The following is a 384-nucleotide window of genomic DNA, read 5'->3' on the forward strand; positions in this document are numbered from 1 at the left end:
GAAAAAATATACGCGTTCTCAAGCAACTATGAACTTTATGCCTCGATGTCAGCGCGCGTGATGAGCTGCCTGGAGGAACTGGCCCCCAGGGTGGAACAGTATTCGATTGACGAGATGTTCCTCGACCTGACCGGCGTGGAGTACTGCATGGACCTGGAGGATTTTGGCAGACAGCTGCGCCAGCACGTGTATGACTGTACCCGTCTGACCATCGGAGTGGGTGCCGGGCCGACGAAAACCCTTGCAAAATCAGCCCAGTGGGCCTCAAAGGAGTGGAAACAGTTTCGTGGCGTGCTCGCCCTGACCCGGGGGAATCCTCAGCGAACGCGGAAACTGCTTTCACTGCAGCCGGTCGAAGAGATCTGGGGCGTGGGAAACCGTATT

1 pseudogene is annotated in these 384 nt (G+C 56.8%); it reads left to right on the top strand.

The annotated features are described in order from the left end of the window. Positions 1-384: pseudogene (locus tag QMN93_RS26135) on the top strand (DNA polymerase V subunit UmuC); the annotation flags it as partial.

This window comes from Enterobacter sp. R-1.6.2 (assembly GCF_035064085.1).
In the GTDB taxonomy this organism is placed as follows: domain Bacteria; phylum Pseudomonadota; class Gammaproteobacteria; order Enterobacterales; family Enterobacteriaceae; genus Enterobacter; species Enterobacter asburiae_B.